This is a genomic window from Polycladomyces subterraneus (genome assembly GCF_030433435.1).
GTDB classification, from domain to species: domain Bacteria; phylum Bacillota; class Bacilli; order Thermoactinomycetales; family JIR-001; genus Polycladomyces; species Polycladomyces subterraneus.
Genome location: NZ_JANRHH010000029.1, coordinates 1 through 15,385, shown reverse-complemented (window position 1 = coordinate 15,385; position 15,385 = coordinate 1). Strand labels below are relative to the sequence as shown.

Genomic DNA, 15,385 nt, shown 5'->3' with positions numbered 1-15,385 from the left:
TTGTCTTAGGTGGGCTCTCCCGCCCTGGTTACAGAACCACCTAGGGCTTGTCTGATCAACCTCACATGCATCACCTTCCCGGCTCGTTCCACCTGGGCATGGGAAAATAATGCTGCCCTTAATGGCATGAACGGAAATACCCAATCTCAGTTTGCCCTTCTCACGACAGCCGCAGACTGTCTGTATTGCCGGGACGCTTTAGCTGAATCGGAAGCATCTCTCAGTTCCCCATTGCGAGCGGCAACCGGCTGTTCGGTGCGAATGGTCGTTGACGGCGCAACGGCACGTCTTTTGAACCGAACCCAGCTGAATACGACGGCAAAATAACCGAGATAGGCGAGAATTTGCTCGATAGAGGGGCTGTGGCTGTAACCGAGCAGTGTTTTGAAGAAAATCCCGACATTGCCACTGATCAGCGGATGTGTGCCGTGCTCCCGGACGTAATGCGCCTCATCCACCGGATGTTCCGGCATAAACCAGTCGAGATTGTACACATGCGGCATCGCACTTTTCATCAAGCCGATGTCCTGCATCATGCCGATCGCCTGTACCAGCAGGCCGGCAGCAATCAGTACGATCATCGCACCTGTCACACGGAAAAAGGTCTGCAGGGAAAATTTCATCGTCCCACGGAAAAACAGATAGGAAACCACACCGGCGACCACCACACCAAACAACGCTCCCCAGCTCGTGATGGCTTTGTCAATCTGTCCGCCCGAAATGCCGACGAAGAAAAAGACGGTTTCCACGCCTTCGCGCACGACCACCAAAAACGCGTGAATGATCATGCCGATAACACTACCGGTGGTAAGGATGTCACTCAACCTGCTCTCCAGACGTCCCTTCATCCCTTTGCTCTGGTCGGCCATCCACAACACCATTTGTGTTAAGAGGACGGATGAGATCAGCATGATGGTGATCTTCAGATAAATCTCGCTTCCCATTACTTGAAAACCGGTCAGCACCACTTGGAAAATGAGTGCAACGAAAAAGCTGGCCACTACGGCGGCAGCTGCTCCCGTCCACACCCATTTGTTGAAGTGGCTCGCTCCTACTCGTTTGAGATAGGAAGTGATCAATCCGACAATCAACAGTGCTTCCAATACTTCGCGAAACGTGATCAAGAACGCCTGCACATCCAACGACCCGGCCAATGTGTCCACTCCCCTCCGCCTGTTTCCGTGCGGTCATCTATGATAATGATAACTGTTATCAATTTCATTGTCGCTTTTATTATATGACGGGTGAAACCGAAGGTCAACCGAACTGGAAAAGCTTGCACAAGGGAAAAAGTGAAAAAATAAACACAGACCGTGGTTAACGGTCTGTGAGACTGCTGACAAAGTAGTATCTGATGAGTCGGTCTAGGGGAGTCGCTTTCCTGGGAATCATTGCGTCCGGATCGATTCGCCAGCCATAGACAGGAATTTGGAACCGCTACCCTAAAAAAGGGTGACCGTTTCCCCACGAGCGACCTTTGCACTACGAGAAAACAGGAGCGAGAGGGAAATCGGCGCACCCGAAATGACGAATCGCTAAATCGTATCTGGTAATACTGTCCAATTGTTTTCCCGTTTGTCAGATCAATCCCGTGATCTTTTTACCGCACCGCATCATACCGCGTAACGAACGGGGACTCCTTTTTCGCGATACGCCCCTCAGCCGCCAATCGGTCCAGCTCCTGCTTCAATCGGGGCACGTCCCATGTCAGGCCGCACTCCCGGTTCACATGTGCCACCGCATCCAGCAGGTCGGTGTCAAACAGCGGCAATAGCGCCAGCAACACGTTCAGTACGTTTTCGTCCTGTTCCTGTCGGATCGACTGCAATTCCTCAAACGGATTGGTGACATGCGGACTCCGGGTGTAGGCCGCCCGCACCCTCATGAACACGGTACGGCCGAACACGGCGGAGGAAACGAACGTATCGCCGGAGCGCAAGTACGGCAACCGCTTCCCCTCTTCTGGTGTCAAGTCGGTCTCTTCCCGCAACGTGGCGATGTCGGTGCCGCGTACAGTACGGAAGACGAATTTGGTGTTCAACTGCGCCGTGATCGTCTCGTCCAAGAGGGTGGGACGTTGGGTGGCAAATACCAGGAAAACACCATATTTTCGGCCTTCTTGGGCAATTTCCTTTAAAATTGCCTTGGCCGGTGAGTCCACCCCTTTCGGGGCGAAATTGTGCGCTTCGTCCGTTACGATGAGAAACGGCGGGAAAAACCGACCGTCCTCCCCGTTCATCCGGGCATCTTTGTACTCCCGCCTTTTGCGGTACAACGCACCGATCACATATGTGGCAAACACCTGCAACAACCAGGCCGAACCCTGTACCACCACCAACCTGCCTTGTTCCAACGCCCGCTCGATCGGCCGGATGTCCTGCTGGAACAATCCCGCCTTTTCCAGCCGATTAAGCCGCCATTGAACCCCTTTGAGCGAAGCGAGCGGCAAACTGTTGTACTGTTGATACAATGCCAGCAAGTCTTTGATCTTCTCCGCTTCCACTGGGTCGATGTCACCGCCGTGCAACCGGCGCTCCAGCCCCTGTTTGCCTTCTTCCAAAGCCTGGGCCACATTGTTCAGCCGGTCGCTGAACGTGCGAAACGAATCCTTTTTCTTGTGCAACATTTGCACCACATTCACCATCGATTCCGTCACACTGCCACCGGCGGCACCGAGCAATCCCTGCAAATCACGGGTGGACAACGAGGAAAAATCAATCCCCACATGCTGTCCGATCTGCACGGCCAACCAGCGATTGGTGAAATCCGGGGCATAGTCTGCCAACTCCGGTACCGTCTCGCTGAAATCCATCTCAAAGTGCGGATCGAACACTACCGTGGGAATCCCCAGTTTCATCAGCTCTTCCAGCATCACCCGCAAACCGAACGATTTCCCGGAACCCGACCCGCCAAAAATCCCGATATGCGGATACTGCTGCATCGCACGGATGTCGAACAAAAAAGGTACGCCCGCCTGCGGTCGCATGACCCCGTCTTCGACGATGTGCACCTGGTCCCTCAGATCTTCATCCAACGTATCCGCCAACGCTTCCGTCCCGCGGATTTCCCCCAAGACCATCCCTTCTGCCGGCGTTGTCTTCACCAACAAGCCGCGTACTTCGTCAAACCGGGGTTCCCGTACAGGGCATCCGGTCCGAACCGGATGAGGCGCCTCGGAAAACAAACGTAATTTGGCCAGGTTCAACTCATCCGAACCGATATCATAACCGATCTGTTCCAACGAACGGATCACCTGTGTGTCTACCAGCGAACGATCGAGACCCATGGGTATCAGACGGTTGTAAGAAAGGGTTTCGACCACTTCCCCGCGCGGGTAGTTCAGCGCCGGATCCTCGATCACCAGAATCTCGTTGATGCGGAATTTGCGTTCCCTCGATACCACGTACACTTCCTGCTGTGTCGTTACGCCGACCACTTGCATGGCCATTCCCCCCTTCTGGAGCTGATCCGTCACAACACGCGTTCGCTGCGTTTGGGCAAAAACAATCGATGGCGCAAGTCAGGATCTATATACTCCTCTACCATCGCCTCCACCAAACGGTCCGTCACCCGCACCTCGGCATCGACGATATCGAGCCACAACGGGATTCCCCGCCCCTGCTCCGGTGTCAACGTTCGGACCAGTCGAACCAGATCCCATTTGTGCGCCTCTTGCGACAACAACCCATCGATCCCAATCGGTTGCGGACTCCGCGACGAACGGAGAGTCACTTTCCACAACCCACTGCCCGCAGGGCTCCAACCCTCCCACTCGAACGCTTCTCCAGGTTTCAGCGTCCCATAAAGCACCTCTCGATCCGTCCATGCGGGATAATCGGGGAACACCTCACGTGCCAAACTCTTGGTGCCAATTTCTTCCGAAACCCCCACCAACAATACGTCCGCCGATTCCGCAACCTGAGCCAAACGCGTCCATTCTTTTGCATCATCGATCAAAAAATGAAGCAGGGAACCGTCCATCATCACGACCTTGGGCTGCCAGTTCTCCACGGCATACATAGCAGTCTGCATCTCCAGCCGAGACAGAAGTGCACCCCGGTGGCGCGCTTCCCGCGCTGCATCCGCTTCGTCTTCACCGTTCGTCAAGAGCGGTGTATAGACTTCCCCCGCCCAGTACTCCTCCCCTTTGGTACCTTTGGCCAAAGCCTGAAACACCGACAATGTCCGGGGATGACTGCCCGGCGTGGAGTTGACGGAACCATCCACTCCCACCAGTGTACGATCCCCAAGCCACTGGACGAATTCCGTATCCTCCAACCTGGAGACGGAGATAAAATCCCCCACGTTCTGCAAACGGCGTCGAATGGCCGTATATTCAAACGCTTCACTCGGATAAGCCTTGCGAAGTTCCCGGTTCGTTTCCTGCAGTTTGCGCTTCAACACGTCCGATACGGGGAGCATGTCCGTTCCTCCTTTGCGTTCCCCAGCCTGTATTTTCAGTCTACCGGAAAACCGCCACGCCTTCATCTGCTAATCTACCGTTTTTATAACTTGCATGGATGCTTGTAATCACAGTGAATAAATCCCTCTCCCTAACATATTAATTTTTTTGTAAAACTACCAAATTGTCTTGTTGACTGTTATGGGAATCGCTGGTATGATGAAGTTGACGCCGTTCCTGTCGAAATTTGGCGTTACCAAAAAGACCAAGACCAAAGACCAATGAGAGAGGAGAATTGGACATGCTCAAATCTACGGGTATCGTACGCAAGGTGGACGAGCTGGGACGTGTGGTGATTCCGATTGAACTTCGTCGAACTCTGGGAATCGGCGAAAAAGACGCTTTGGAAATTTACGTGGACGGCGAGCGTATTGTACTCAAAAAATATGAACCGGCCTGCATCTTTACTGGTGAAGTAGACAACACAGTTCGTTACAGAAACAAAGTGGTCAGCAAGAAATGCATCGAAGAAATGTACCAACTGTTGCAAAAAGAGAGAGAAGGTGTTACTGCTGAATAATTTGGCCTACAGCTCCTGAATAAGGTCGGTTCCGGATACATAGAAAAAAATGCGAAGGAACCGGAAAAATTTTTCCTTCCATGGTTTCGCGCGTTCATTAAAGTCAATCCATTCTTTAAAAAATGGATTGTTTTTCAGCGTGAATCGGATGGATTCACTTATTGACTTTTTCCTGGATATATTTTCTGCACACCGTATAAACTGAATATTCTTTAAAACCTTATGTTTATACCTACTACCAATGGCCTAGGTAATAGCTGCACTCATCATGAAAAGCGCCCCCGTATCAACGGGGGCTTATTCTTGCCCAACCATGCGGTTAACGTCGCTTCGCCATTCGCCGATACGTATGCCGTTTTCCCTTGAGCGCGATTGCGTAGGCCATGATGTTTTCCGGAGGCGCCATGCCCGAAAAGCCTGCATCGCCGATATGGTATAAATCCGCTCCGCATTCTTTGCCTGTTACCGCCAGCGTCTCCAGCAGTGAAGGTGTCGCCCCTTCCTGCGATGTGCCGACGGTGAGCATCACCAGCATTCCCGCTTCATGCGCAGCGTCAATCCAGCGGATCAGCTGACGGTGGTTCACTCCCGGAACCGTACCGGCATGCGGCAGCAACAAGACATCACATCCCGCTTCGGCGACACGGGCGATTTGTTCTTCAGACAGCCAATGGTCAGTGCCCGTACCCGCCCCGTGCATTTTGCCGGCCATGAGGATGAGATCTTCTCCTACAGCCGCACGTATTGTACGCAAGACGTCTATGATCGCCTCCATTGTCACCCCGGTTTCGGGATTCCCGGTCAACGCGAGGAAATCCACTCCTTGTTCTCGGGCTTTGACCGCATTGTCCGCCGTGGCCAACCTTCCTGGCGATACTGTATGCCTGGTGGCAGGTTCCAAATTGATTCCCACCGGCCTGCCGGTTACCCGTTTCACTTGTTCCGCCGTTACTCCCCAGCCCAGGTGGTTTTCCCACCCCTTCAAGGGCTCAGGCAGATCATGTACTGGGGTACGAGAGGGGAATCCTGTCACCATAGGCCTCTTCACATCATACAAATTCAACAGCAACAGATCAGCACCGAAGGCAGCCGCCACTTCGGGGTTGCTGCAGCCATCGACCAACGGTGGTACGGTTACCACCGTTTCAGCCACCACTGTCCGTCCCTCCGCTGCCCGGATGGACTCCAGCAGTTGACGACCGGAGTATCGGGTCAATTCTTCTTGTGTGGCGTCTAAAATCCGTTTCACCTGGGTCATCCTTCATCCTCGCGTTCCATCCATTTCAAGATCCTATCCTTCAACAGTTCGGACCGTGTGCCGAATACAGCCTGATAGTTGCCCTTACCTAATCTGACCACACCGGACGCACCCAACCGTTTCAGCGCCTCGGTATCCAGTTTTCCCTCATCTTTGACAGTCAACCGCAACCGCGTAATACAGGCATCCAGCTGCTCAATATTCTCCTTGCCACCGAGCGCCCGCAATACGGCGAGTGCCTCCTCATCTTCACCATCTTTGCCGACGGCAACCGGTAATTCAGTGTCTTCACCCTCTTCCAACCTGCCGGGCGTGGGCAGATTCCATTTTTCGATAGCAAACCGGAAAATCATATAGTACAAAACGGCATAGACCAATCCGATGGGAATGATCCAAAAGGCGTTATGTGCCAACGGATAGTTGATAACGTAGTCGATAAACCCTGCTGAGAAACCAAAGCCGTGCCGGATATCCAATAAATACAAGAGGGCCATCGAAGTCCCGGTCAACAATGCGTGAATCCCGTACAATACCGGAGCCAAAAACATGAACATATATTCGATCGGCTCCGTAATCCCAGTCAAAAAGGCGGTCAACGCCACACTCAACAGTACGCCGCGCACCGCGGCACGCTTTTCCGGCTTGGCGGCCCGGATCATGGCCAAGGCGGCAGCTGGCAAAGCAAACATCATAATGGGATAAAAACCGGCCATAAACGATCCCGCCGTTGGGTCGCCGGCGAAAAAGCGCGTCAAATCCCCCGTATAGGTGTGTCCCCCTTTTGTAAATGTTCCGACAGTATACCAGACCAATGTGTTCAAGATGTGGTGCAATCCAAAGGGGATCAATAACCGGTTAAGCAGACCGTAGGCGAACAACCCAACCGCACCAACCCCGATCAACCAATCTCCGGCCGCTTGGATTCCCTTTTGCACCTCGGGCCACACAAACAGAAACACGACGCCGATTCCGATCATCACCACAGACGTCACTATGGGGACAAACCGTTTTCCTCCAAAAAACTGCAACCAATCAGGCAGACGTATATTGTGATATTTGCGGTACAGATAAGCAGTGACCAATCCGGTGATAATGCCGCCCAGCACTCCCGTGTCCAACTTGTTGTCTTCCGTGTCGTGCACACCGACAACCGCTTTGAGTACCATGTACCCTACCACTGCCGCCAGTGCGGCCGCACCGGCTCCACCGGTCATGCCCACGGTTACGCCGACGGCGAACAAGATGGGAAGGTTGTCGAAAATGGCGCCCGCCCCTTTGCTCAACACTTCCCCGACTTGAAACCAGATACTTCCCTTGGCAACGAGATTCGGATCGCTCAACAATGCACCCAGCCTGAGGAGGATGGCTGCCGCCGGCATCACCGCAATCGGCAGCATGAACGCTTTTCCCACCTGCTGCAGTTTTCCCAAGATATTCATCCTTACCACCTCCGAGAGGTTGCTGGTACCAGCTTATGATGCTTGTTCGTCAAATAGGCACTGATGTGTAATGCGAGTCGAGTTTTTCCCTCTCGCAATAAACATGTTTTCCTTCATTTCGATATTTCTCTTTTTTCTAATATGTTTCCTGTTTCTCCTCCCGAATCAAGGGAATATGTCACAACCACATGGATGTCTTGAAAAAGAAAAAGGCTTACTGAGGCTTCTCCGCAAAAGCCGCCAAAAAAACGACTTTAGATCCGAGAATTGAGGTGAAAGTGGCCGTTTTAAAGAGGAAAGTTTGTTTTCAAAAAAGCCACCGAATCAATCCAGTTTCCCAGATGATCCGATGGCAATGTAAGGAGAGGTGAAGGTATTCGAGGAAGAATGCAGCTGTGGCTCGATCGAGCCGAACGCTTCGTCCAGGTACCCGTTAGATGTCGATTTTCTCAAACTTGCGATACTTCCCGAATGTCCCGGTCACGCCGGATCTCTTGGCACACTTCCCATCCATCCTTCTCCGGAAGCATGATGTCCAAGAAGATGAGATCGATGGGGTGAGAGTCCATTTCCTCCAGCGCTTCCAGCCCATCATCTGCCTCATGCACGACAAAACCTTCTTTTTTCAGATAAGAGCAAATCACGTTGCGAATGTTGGCATCATCTTCGACCACGAGGATTTGCACCATCCTGGCTTTCCTCCATCATACCTATATGCTTTGTGGTCAATGGCAGCCAGAGGTATTCTCCCCTCAATCCTGCTCACGATGATACAGGTTGTACACTTCCCGTTTGGGCAAACCACGATCTTGTGCTGTTCGCTGAATCGCCGCCTTTTTGGTTTCCCCTTGTGCGAGATAATGTTTCACATGTTCTATGACAGTCAATGACTGCCACCAAGCGGTTTCCTCCGGATCCTCCATGGAAGGCCCCTCCCCTTCGCAACCGGCGATGACCACGGTATACTCTCCACGAGGTGGGTGATCCTCCAACCATTGAAGGCACTCGCTCACCGTGCCGCGTAACCACTCCTCATGTCGTTTCGTCAGCTCACGAGCCAAGGCCACACGTCTGTCACCCATCACTTCCCGAACCGTTTGCAACATGGCCTTCAGCCGGTGCGGGGCTTCGTAACAGACCAATGTGGCCTCCACCCTTCTCCATCGGCGGCAAACCTCTTCTCGTTCACGGGCGTTCCGAGGTAAAAAACCCAAAAAGAGGAACGGTTGGGGAGGCAGGCCCGAAGCGACGAGAGCTGTCACTGCCGCATTGGGACCCGGAACAGGAATGACGGGGATGTCGCATGCGATCGCTGACTGGATCAATTCCTCCCCCGGATCAGAAATACCGGGCATGCCGGCATCGCTGACCAGGGCTACCGTTTCTCCTTGTTTCAAACGATCGATCAATTCCTTTTCCCGGTTGTGACGATTATGTTCATGATAACTGATGAGCGGTTTTCGAATACCAAATCGGTTCAGCAGTTTTTGCGTGTGTCGTGTGTCCTCGGCGGCGATGACATCGGCCGTTTCAAATACGTTTTTTGCTCTCGGAGTCCAATCGTCCAAGTTGCCGATCGGCGTGCCCACAATGTACAATACACCGCCCGTGTGATCAAAACTCTTTTGCACCTGCACCACTCACACCTCCATTCCATATATGAGCCGTTCTTTTTGCTGACGGCTCATTCGTTTGATCTCCCTCTCTCGCTTGAGCGCCCATGACCGATCCGGGCCCGTTTCCACCCATCTGACAATAAACGGTCCCCTGCCGCGGGTATACTTGGCGCCTTCACCCGATTCGTGCTGACGAAGGCGACGATTCAAATCTGTGGTAATTCCCGTGTACAATTTGCCATCGACACATTCCAACACATATACCACATACGGTTTCGCGCTCAATTTGCACAACCTCCCCTAGAAAAAAACACCGGCTGTTCCGACGAGACTCCTGACAAAAGTCCCGCGGAAAGCCGTCCCTCACTGAAGTCCATATTCCCCCGTTAAGACGTGTCTGGTCAATCCTGACGTCAACACTAACGCGAAAGCCCATACCTGCTCATGGAAAATCGGGCACCCTATTTGAGGGGAAGCGGGTCTGATCCCGTCGATCGATTCTAGCACGTGTCTGGTGAACACTGTCCAATTACTATCCCGGATCGCTCCACCTGTACCCTGCAAGGAAGCAGATCAAGGCCGCTCCTATCCGGAGCGCGAGACGCGGGGAAGGTACGCTTCGCTTGGAGGAAGTTGCCCGCGATTTGATTTCTCCCAGGTCTTCACTCATATGGGAATTATTTACTTCCTCGCAGATTTACCAGTCACGCCCTAGCCGCAAGGAAACGGAGCATCGGACGGGAAATCAGAGCCCTCAGACTTTGTCAACAACCTGACCATGCGTAGATCGGTCACTCATTTGTTCAAAAAGGACAGACAGAACAAACAATCTCCGTCAGTACGCAAACTGCCGTAATGCACATTGCAGATGTGAAACCCTTCGTTATAGAGGCGGGTTAGGTTGTCATACCCCTCTCCTCCCGCTTCTTCGGAACGTTTTCGCACATGTTTTCCTTCTTCCGTCTGGCTCAATTTCTCCAATTGTTCCCGTAAGTTCTGATTTTCCATCACCAGACGTGTATTTTCTTCGATCAGCTGGACAATCTGTTCCTTGAGGCCTCCCAATTCGGTATATAGATCGCCGATGCGTTCTTCGATTTGGGACACTTGGGTAAAAATCGCCTGTTTGTCCACGCCCCCCACCTCAATCACCCGAACTCTGTGGCGTAACCATCCGTCGGTGGTTTCAATACCGATACACCGAAGATTCTGTCATGACGATGATCGTAACGGCGCCTGTTTCTCATCTGACAACGGTGACTTCCTCCGCAGGATGTTCCACTTTGCGGCCGGATTCTGTCAATTCCACTTGGACTTTACGTTCCAACATGTTGAGAACAACCACTTTTCCTTCGCCTTCGGGGGTTTTTACCCGCACCCCGATGTCGGGCATATTGCGTTTGGCCATTTCATAATGTTCATTTTCGAACTTGAGACAACACATTAACCTGCCGCACAACCCGGATATCTTTGCTGGATTGAGAGACAGATTCTGATCCTTGGCCATTTTGATCGAAACGGGTTCAAAATCACCGAGAAAGGAAGAGCAGCATAAAATACGGCCGCAAGGTCCGATTCCGCCCAACATTTTGGCTTCGTCACGAACCCCGATTTGACGCAATTCAATCCGTGTGCGAAAAACAGCGGCCAAATCGCGGACCAACTCCCGGAAATCAACTCGTCCGTCGGCCGTGAAATAAAAAATCACCTTATTGCGGTCAAAGGTGTATTCCGCATCCACCAACTTCATTTCCAACCCGTGCTGGCGGATTTTCTCCGCACAAATGGCCATCGCTTCCTTAGCTGATTCACGATTGGCCTTCATCACTTCAGCATCCTGATCGTCGGCGATGCGAATCACCTTTTTCAACGGCAATACCACTTCATCTTCCGACACAAACCGCTTTCCGACGACCACCTTGCCGTATTCGATACCGCGAACGGTTTCCACGATAACGTGGTCACCGCGGCGGATCGGGTGGTCGCCGGGATCAAAGTAGTATATTTTACCCGCTTGTCTGAAGCGGACTCCTACGACTGCCAACATGGACAGATCCCTCCTGCACGACCAGGACCATTTGGTCCAACACCGCTTGGGGTTGCATGGGCCCAGTCAACTGCCGTCGGGCGTGAAGAATGGACTCCATCGCATGTATCAGATGAGATGTGGTCCATTTAGCGGTTTGACGCTCCCGAACGGCACTCCAATCGACAAAGACCGGCTCGCCTGCGCTCCCCAACTTGACACGGAGCAGATCCCGCAACCAGAGCAGCATCAGATCAAGGATCGTTTCCAGCGTTTCTTTCGACGTTTCCCGATCCATCCACTCTGTCTGCAAGGTGACAAGCGCTGCCGACCCTTTCGATAACAGTTCCTCATTCCATTTTATCACCCGCTCACAAAGCTGGGCAAATCCATCTCCAGAAGCCAACTCCCGTGCCTGTCCCAAACCTTGGCTCAAATGACCGGCAATGCGGGCCAGTGTGGGGGGAATCCCTTCCCGCTCCAATGATTGTGCGATGACATGGGGAGGGAGAGGAGCGAATCGGAGCAACTGGCAACGTGAGCGTATCGTCGGCAACAGTGCATGTACATTTTCTGCAATCAGAACGACTACCATGGGCAGAGAGGGTTCCTCCAAAAACTTCAACAAACTGTTGGCCGCCTGCACCGTCAGTTTGTCCGCCTGCTCCAGTATGGCTACACGTGTAGCCCCTTTTTCTGCGCTGTATAGAAATGCCCGTTGCAACTGGCGAACTTGTTCGATCTTGATCGATTGGCCATCAGGCGCAATCACTGTTACATCGGGATGATTGCCGTGATCGATCCGGCGGCAATTCCGGCACTCACCACAAGCGTCATCGGACAACCGCTCACAATGAAGCGCCTTGGCCAGCTCCATCGCCATCTGTTTGCGTCCTGTACCGGACGGGCCGACGAAGGCATAGGCATGGGCCAAACGGCCGGTGCGCAATCCATTTTGCAGAAAGCGAACCACTTGTTCCTGCCCGACAACGTCCCCAAACGCCATATGTCATCCCTCCGTCAGTATTGTTCAAACCGTTCCACCGGCAAGACGAATACCGTTGCGCCCCCCACTTGTACCTCCACCGGCGGCGAAGGGGACAGATCGGCACTATCGACCATCGGTGACATCAGGCGTTTTCGGGATTGACAATTGTGTCGGATGATATTGAGCACCCGGTTCACGTGTTCATCATCCACACCGATGAGAAACGTCGTGTTGCCCGATTTTAAAAACCCGCCGGTAGTCGCCAATTTGGTCACCCGTATTTCTTCTTCGATCAGCGCCTGGGCAAGACGATGGCTGTCTTTGTCCTGCACGACGGCAATAATCAGCTTCACCGGTCAACCCCCTTCTCTTCGATGCCCAAAAATGCTGCAAGATCAGCCCGGATCCGCTCAAACACCCGATCCTCCGAATCGGTGGCATCCACCACCACATATCGTTGAGGTTCGGCTGCCGCCAGCCGGAGAAAGCCTTCCCGTACTCGCTCATGGTATGCTTGCCCTTTTTGTTCGATCCGATCCACAAGCTTTCCTCTTTTTTTCAATCGCCGATCGCTTTCATCCACAGGCAAATCCAGCAGATACGTTCGGTGGGGGCGCAGGCCACCGGTGGCCATGCGATTGATGATCTTCACTTCGTCCAGATCCCAATCCGGTGCATATCCTTGATACACCAAACTGGAGTCGACAAATCGATCGCACAGCACCACATCACCCCGTTTGAGAGCGGGCAAGATACGCTCCTCCACCAATTGTGCACGCGAGGCGGCATACAGCAGGATTTCCGTTCGTTGCGTCATTTCCCCTAGGCTAGGGTCCAGCAAAATCTGGCGAATCCTGTCCCCGATTGGGGTTCCTCCCGGTTCTCGCAGTAATATGCAGGGCATGTTCACCGAGCGTAAATAAGCGGCCAAACGTTGTACCTGTGTCGATTTTCCGCCGCCTTCCGGTCCTTCAAATGTAATCAACCAACCGTTCAACATCCGTTCCTCCATCATCGTTTCAGTTTGATTACTTATGACTACGTTCACTGTAACACGGATAGCGTTAAGGGGAAACGTCCGGAAAGCCCCCGTATTTTTCCACCCCGTTCCACCACACGTTCCATATACGACACCTTTTCTTCTGTTACGGGTTCACCCGGTAACAACAACGGAATTCCCGGTGGATACGGAACCACCATCGTAGCGGAAATTCTGCCGACGGCAGAGTGGAGCGGCACTGACATTTTATCCGCACCCATTAATTCGTGAAGCGGTCCATCGGCTAGCGTCCACGATCGCAAATCCGGGACCGACCAGGGGCTTTCTTCGGCCATATCGGGAATTTCCTGGTCTAATTGCCGCAAGGTCTCACACAGCAATGTCCAATCCCTTTCTCTCGTTCCCATCGTAAAGACAAACAAAACTGATTGATGATCGGCCAGTTCCGCATAGATCCCACGCCGCTCCAACCACTCCAGCATTCGGTAGCCCGATATCCGTTTTCTGGCCCGAATCGCCAGCTTCAGTGGATCTTGACACGCAGCGGACAACGGCTCCAGATGGGCCAGATTGGACACGCACTCCCGTAGGCGAAGAGCAGCCTCGATGACACGGGAAAGTTCTTCCCTACCACGAGTCATCATGTAGCGCCTGGCCAGATCCAATGAGGCCATCAATGGATAGGACGGACTGCTGGATTGAATGACTCGCAGCCATGTGACGAGATCCTCCAGATCAATCGCATCTCCCTGCACATGCAACATGGACGACATGGTCATCGCCGGTAACATTTTGTGTGTGGACTGCGCTGCCACATCGGCACCAGCCTGCATGGCCGACAGTGGCAATCGATCTGAAAAAGTCAAATGCGCTCCGTGGGCTTCGTCCACCACAAGCGGCACACCGTGTTCATGACAGATTGCCGCGATGGTTTTTACGGGTTGTACCACGCCGAAATAAGAGGGGCTGGTGATCACCACCCCTTTGATCTGCGGGAATCGATGGAGCACTTCTTCTAGCTGCCGAAGATCGATTCCGGTATCCAAATCGGTGTCCGGGTCGAGACAGGAGCCGAGATACACCGGTTGAACACCTGCCAAACGACAGGCGTGAAACACGGATTGGTGCGAATGGCGCTGAACAGCAAGCAGATCTCCGTGTCGGCAGATGCTCAGGATCGTCGCCAAAATACCTGCTGTGGTGCCCCCTACCAGAAAAAACGTCCGATCCGCACCGAATGCGTCGGCCGCTAACGCCTGTGCCTCTGCTATCACTCCTTGGGCATCATGCAGATCATCCAACTCGCCTACCTCGGTCAGGTCGATCTCCAATATGGAACGAAAATACCGGAGGCCCTTCTCATCAAACGCACGACCTTGTTTGTGTCCCGGTACATGATAATTTCCACGGGAATGGGAACAATGTGAGCAAAGCGCTTCATACAGCGGCACCCGAAAATGGTCGAGCAAATCCATCCCCCCAAACACAAAGAAACAGGGACACCAAGGGTCCCCGTTTCCATTTGTCTTATGCCTGCTCTCTCAGCCAAATCTTTCGCATCTGAACGACGAAAAACGGATATTTTTCGTGTTCAACGGGTGTGCGAACCATTTCACGTTCACATCGTCCGCAAATGAACTCTTCCATTACCGTAATCCCATCCCAATCACGCTGGTCACACACAATACATCGTAATGGCATTGCTCGCTCCCGCAATCCCGACCCACCTTTTCACCGTTTTCACCCATTATCACCAGGGGGCTGGTGGATCATACCTTCTTTTACAAGACACATCCACACTTCGCTTCTATTTTATTTTATGCTGAAACCCAGTCCATGTCACTCTCTGTTCAATCAGAATCACGATATCCAATTCTAAATGACCATCTATTTCCCTTCAGTATAAAAAACAGCCCACCCAAGAGGTTCTTCCCCTCCGGGTAGGGTTTTCTCCGCGAACCCTTTCATCACGTCCCGGTGCAGTTCCTTCAATATCTTATATCCCATCCACACTTAAACAAAAAACAGCTCACCATAACGGTGAGCTGTTCGTCTGACCTGCCTGGCAGCGTCCTA

The 15,385-nt window shown here is 52.8% G+C and carries 16 protein-coding genes; 1 reads left to right on the top strand and 15 read right to left on the bottom strand.

The genetic code is table 11. From position 1 onward, the window contains the following. Positions 1-146 precede the first annotated feature (146 nt). The 3 genes from NWF35_RS05950 to NWF35_RS05940 all read right to left on the bottom strand — a co-directional run bounded on the left by NWF35_RS05950 (position 147) and on the right by NWF35_RS05940 (position 4,422). On the bottom strand, positions 147-1,142 hold the full coding sequence (locus tag NWF35_RS05950; protein WP_301238326.1) for an FTR1 family iron permease: 996 nt from the start codon (positions 1,140-1,142) through the stop codon (positions 147-149). 458 nt (positions 1,143-1,600) lie between these two features. Then, positions 1,601-3,442 (bottom strand): ATP-binding protein, encoded by a 1,842-nt coding sequence (locus NWF35_RS05945; protein ID WP_301238172.1) that lies wholly within the window; start codon positions 3,440-3,442, stop codon positions 1,601-1,603. A gap of 29 nt (positions 3,443-3,471) precedes the next feature. Next, a complete protein-coding gene (locus tag NWF35_RS05940; protein WP_301238171.1) occupies positions 3,472-4,422 on the bottom strand; it encodes a DNA double-strand break repair nuclease NurA in 951 nt (316 codons plus the stop codon). A 281-nt stretch (positions 4,423-4,703) separates the two neighbouring features. Between NWF35_RS05940 and NWF35_RS05935 the strand changes: the two genes are divergently transcribed. Continuing rightward, the gene (locus NWF35_RS05935; RefSeq protein ID WP_205496835.1) at positions 4,704-4,982 is read left to right on the top strand and encodes an AbrB/MazE/SpoVT family DNA-binding domain-containing protein; all 279 of its coding nucleotides are present in this window, start codon (positions 4,704-4,706) and stop codon (positions 4,980-4,982) included. A 319-nt stretch (positions 4,983-5,301) separates the two neighbouring features. On the opposite strand, the gene NWF35_RS05930 is transcribed toward NWF35_RS05935, so the two are convergent. From NWF35_RS05930 to NWF35_RS05875, 12 genes are all read right to left on the bottom strand, one after another. Then, complete coding sequence (locus NWF35_RS05930; RefSeq protein WP_301238170.1) at positions 5,302-6,231, bottom strand: DUF7916 family protein; 930 nt, start codon at positions 6,229-6,231, stop codon at positions 5,302-5,304. 5 nt (positions 6,232-6,236) lie between these two features. Then, positions 6,237-7,673 carry a PTS transporter subunit EIIC gene (locus tag NWF35_RS05925; protein ID WP_301238325.1) on the bottom strand — a complete coding sequence of 479 codons (1,437 nt, stop codon included), beginning with the start codon at positions 7,671-7,673 and terminating at the stop codon, positions 6,237-6,239. Between the two features lie 455 nt (positions 7,674-8,128). Beyond that, positions 8,129-8,368 carry a response regulator gene (locus NWF35_RS05920; protein WP_301238169.1) on the bottom strand — a complete coding sequence of 80 codons (240 nt, stop codon included), beginning with the start codon at positions 8,366-8,368 and terminating at the stop codon, positions 8,129-8,131. Between the two features lie 63 nt (positions 8,369-8,431). Next, positions 8,432-9,316, bottom strand: a complete 885-nt coding sequence (rsmI, locus tag NWF35_RS05915; RefSeq protein ID WP_301238168.1) for a 16S rRNA (cytidine(1402)-2'-O)-methyltransferase — start codon at positions 9,314-9,316, stop codon at positions 8,432-8,434. Positions 9,317-9,319: 3 nt separating this feature from the next. Then, the gene (locus tag NWF35_RS05910; RefSeq protein WP_301238167.1) at positions 9,320-9,580 is read right to left on the bottom strand and encodes a GIY-YIG nuclease family protein; all 261 of its coding nucleotides are present in this window, start codon (positions 9,578-9,580) and stop codon (positions 9,320-9,322) included. 510 nt (positions 9,581-10,090) lie between these two features. Continuing rightward, positions 10,091-10,429 (bottom strand): DNA replication initiation control protein YabA, encoded by a 339-nt coding sequence (gene yabA / locus NWF35_RS05905; RefSeq protein WP_301238166.1) that lies wholly within the window; start codon positions 10,427-10,429, stop codon positions 10,091-10,093. A 109-nt stretch (positions 10,430-10,538) separates the two neighbouring features. After that, a complete protein-coding gene (locus NWF35_RS05900) occupies positions 10,539-11,342 on the bottom strand; it encodes a PSP1 domain-containing protein (RefSeq protein WP_301238165.1) in 804 nt (267 codons plus the stop codon). Continuing rightward, positions 11,302-12,327 (bottom strand): DNA polymerase III subunit delta', encoded by a 1,026-nt coding sequence (gene holB, locus NWF35_RS05895; protein WP_301238164.1) that lies wholly within the window; start codon positions 12,325-12,327, stop codon positions 11,302-11,304. Before holB ends, NWF35_RS05900 begins: the two co-directional genes overlap by 41 nt. 14 nt (positions 12,328-12,341) lie before the next feature. Further along, the gene (darA, locus tag NWF35_RS05890; protein ID WP_301238163.1) at positions 12,342-12,662 is read right to left on the bottom strand and encodes a cyclic di-AMP receptor DarA; all 321 of its coding nucleotides are present in this window, start codon (positions 12,660-12,662) and stop codon (positions 12,342-12,344) included. Then, positions 12,659-13,306, bottom strand: coding sequence for a dTMP kinase (tmk, locus tag NWF35_RS05885; protein ID WP_301238162.1), 648 nt, complete (start codon positions 13,304-13,306; stop codon positions 12,659-12,661). The genes darA and tmk overlap by 4 nt, the downstream gene beginning before the upstream one ends. A 47-nt stretch (positions 13,307-13,353) precedes the next feature. Further along, positions 13,354-14,778 carry an aminotransferase class I/II-fold pyridoxal phosphate-dependent enzyme gene (locus NWF35_RS05880; RefSeq protein WP_301238161.1) on the bottom strand — a complete coding sequence of 475 codons (1,425 nt, stop codon included), beginning with the start codon at positions 14,776-14,778 and terminating at the stop codon, positions 13,354-13,356. A 58-nt stretch (positions 14,779-14,836) separates the two neighbouring features. Then, positions 14,837-15,010 (bottom strand): sigma factor G inhibitor Gin, encoded by a 174-nt coding sequence (locus NWF35_RS05875; protein WP_301238160.1) that lies wholly within the window; start codon positions 15,008-15,010, stop codon positions 14,837-14,839. Between the last annotated feature and the right edge of the window lie 375 nt (positions 15,011-15,385).